Here is a 2942-nt window from a genome sequence, read left to right on the forward strand (position 1 = left end):
AGCTGCCCTCCATCGTATTGGGGCCGCGCGCCAATGGGGTCAATCTTGAGTTTCATTCGGAACAGGAGCCGAACCCCGCAAGCAGACTGACGTTGGTGAGCGAACGCGACCGATTGGGTATGCCGAAGCTGCGCGTCGATTGGAAAACCACGAGCAACGATCTCCAAAGCATCGCGCGCGCCTATCGACTGCTCGGTTGGAAGCTGGAGAAGATCGGAGCTACCATTTCAGGATTTGAACCTGGCCATGTGATCGAAATGGCAGGCAAATCAGGCGCCATGGACGGTCATCACCTCGGTACCACGCGAATGTCTGCGAGCCCGACCGACGGGGTTGTTGACGCTGAATGCCGAGTTCATGGACTGATGAACCTGCACATCGCGGGCGGCTCGGTTCTGGCAACATCCAGCCAGGCGAATCCCACCTTGACGATCTTGGCCCTTGGGCTCCGTCTCGCCGACAGGCTTCGCCGGTGATGATCACACCGGCAGCTGCTGAGTGACTGCGCCCAACTCGCGCCTAACGTGGGCTGCTTCATCACATTCGCAGGCCGCTTCCTGTGTGTCAGGCTATCTGCTGCCCGCACGTATCGCGGCAGCGTCTCTAGTTCGCGCCGCGCGAATGTGGGCAAGCTCGCCAGCGAGGCACGCATACTCGTTAGCTGGTGCTTAAGGCTCGTCCGCCACCTTCGCCATCGCTGTGCCATTAAGCGGCGAAAAACGACGCGACCGCGCAGCCTGTTGGCGGCTGTAAAGCATCCGAGCGCAGTTCGTTCGGCCTCGATTGGCGCCTTTTGCAAAGCGCCGTGCAAGAACCGTGGCTCGGAGCAGGCCTTACCCGACTGGAGTCGATAGCGAGGAGAGGAGTGCTTCGTTCAAAATCCCGCCATCGTGCCAACTTGCGCGCTTGATTGTTCCATTTCAGCACGTGCGCCGCTGTCTCCATTTTTGCGACCGCTTGCCCGAAGTCGGGGTTCCTTAAAATCAAAGCGGCCGCCTCGCAACTTCGGCCGTAGTCGTACGTTGTGCGATTCACTGCGTAGGAGTTCACAACATGCCGATAACAACCCGGAAGCAAAAGAGCGACTTTGCCAATGACAAACCCATCCCCGAGGAGGATGCTGCCGTACTCGAGAGCATCGCCGGCCACGAGGATAGACACGGTGCGGGACCGGGCGTTTTGGGGTCCCACGACATCGAACAGCCGATCGGCGCGCAGCCTCGAAGCGAGATCACGGGCCGTCACGACGAGGGAGCCGGCGCAAATGAAACGGTCGACGGGTTGAGCGAGACCGAAGAGATGACCCGCAGCTTCGCGGAAGACATCCCCACGGGATTAAGCGAAGGAGATGATGAAGACGTTCCGGTTTTTGAGCGAGGGCGGACCAGAACGGATCTTTGAACCAACGACAATGCTTCGCCCGCCGGCTCGGTGGCGTGGCCCTTAGAAGCGCCTCAGACTGGCTCACCCAAAAAACGCACCGCCGATCCCTCCCCACGCCGGCATGGAATTTATACAAACCCAGGAACGACATCAGGCGGCGGCGCTCAGCAGATTAGCAGATCCGAGGGGGAACAACCCGCCACGGTGATGGTTCGGTGGCATCAAAAAGTGATTGGGAACGATGGGTAAGAAGCCCAAACAGCCCTCAGAAGCCACGGCGGATCGTGAACAGGCGATCGAAGCGCTCTACTTTGCGCGCAAGTGCGGCCTCACCAAGGAGGAGGCACTCAAGATGCTCAGGGAAGCCCAAATCAGGATCGATGATGGACCCAAAAGGAGCTCCGGCAACCGAACTTAGAAGCGATCGTCGATCGCTCGTCTCAGCCAGCGGCGGCGCATGATCTTCTTCACCTCCGACACGCATTTCAACGATCCCCGTATTCTGCGGCTTGCCCCCCGCCCCTTCAGTTCATTGGCGGGGCATGACCAAGCACTGATTGAACTTTGGAACGAGACTGTTGCTCCAAGCGACGAGGTTTGGCACCTCGGCGACTTCGCCAAGGGATCTGCCGAGACAGTGTCTTCGCTGCTGTCCCGTCTCCACGGCACCAAGCACCTGATCATCGGCAACAACGACGGCGTGGTAACGCTCGGCGCTTCGGCTTGGGCTAGCGTGCAACACTACAAGGAGCTAACTGTCGAGGGCAGTTTCCTGGTTCTTTGCCACTACCCGTTCCGCACCTGGAACCAGATCGGCAAGAATTCAATAAACCTGCACGGCCATTCTCATGGCCGGCTGAAGCCAATGACGCGCCAGCACGATGTCGGGGTCGACGCCTGGGATTTTCGCCCAGTGACTTTTGCTGCCATTCAGGCCAGGCGCCGCGGAGGTTAGCGCAACAGAGGGCCGAGCGATCGACGTCTTCACGTCGTGATGTTAGCCGCAAAGAGAAGCCCAGAATCCTGCCCCTGGGAATGCAGCCTTGCCTGGAACGCACCGGAAGTAGAGCGCCCACCCGTCTGCGTGACAACTTTGGGGCCGAACCCCGTCGTCACCACGGCGGAGCGCTGGCGCGCCAGTCGTTCATCTCGGAACGAGCTTCAATCGCCGTCCTTGGCGACCTCAGTGCCACATTCTCTCTCTAAGCCACTTGAGAAACCTGTTCCCTCCGAGCGACCGGCGGACTCTAGCGGCAGCCCACTGCCCTCTGAACATGGTTCCGACATGGCAACTGCAGACGATGCCATGCAATTCCCCGTCAGACAGTTCGAAGAAGCGCTTTGCTTCCCCATAGGTGTCATCCTTCAGGCCTAACGCACGCAGTAGCGGGTCCTCGAAGGCCACTGTAATCGGCGAGCCCTCGCCGCGCGCCGCGTCGCGAGCTTCCCGCTTCAGATACTCAGTGCCGATAAGCGCTCTCAGGCGTCGCTCGGGATGTTGTTCCAGCAACTCAGCCCAGCGCTCGATGCGCTGTTGGCGGGTCATGATCGGGTATGTC

Annotated in this window: 4 protein-coding genes; 3 read left to right on the top strand and 1 reads right to left on the bottom strand. The window is 59.9% G+C overall.

Features of this window, described 5'->3' with window-relative positions; translation table 11 throughout:
• From EN884_RS31395 to EN884_RS31410, 3 genes are all read left to right on the top strand, one after another.
• The coding region (locus EN884_RS31395; protein ID WP_245492017.1) for a GMC family oxidoreductase at positions 1 to 476 on the top strand (476 nt) is incomplete at its 5' end.
• Positions 477 to 1053: 577 nt separating this feature from the next.
• Positions 1054 to 1401, top strand: a complete 348-nt coding sequence (locus EN884_RS31400) for a hypothetical protein (protein ID WP_063170798.1) — start codon at positions 1054 to 1056, stop codon at positions 1399 to 1401.
• A gap of 439 nt (positions 1402 to 1840) precedes the next feature.
• Positions 1841 to 2338 carry a metallophosphoesterase family protein gene (locus EN884_RS31410; protein WP_063170799.1) on the top strand — a complete coding sequence of 166 codons (498 nt, stop codon included), beginning with the start codon at positions 1841 to 1843 and terminating at the stop codon, positions 2336 to 2338.
• A 228-nt stretch (positions 2339 to 2566) separates the two neighbouring features.
• Here the strand turns inward: EN884_RS31410 and EN884_RS31415 are convergent.
• On the bottom strand, positions 2567 to 2942 hold a 376-nt coding region (locus EN884_RS31415), incomplete at its 5' end, for a hypothetical protein (RefSeq protein ID WP_128360951.1).

Origin of the sequence: Mesorhizobium sp. M7A.F.Ca.AU.001.01.1.1, assembly GCF_004022735.1 — a bacterium.
GTDB lineage: Bacteria > Pseudomonadota > Alphaproteobacteria > Rhizobiales > Rhizobiaceae > Mesorhizobium > Mesorhizobium ciceri.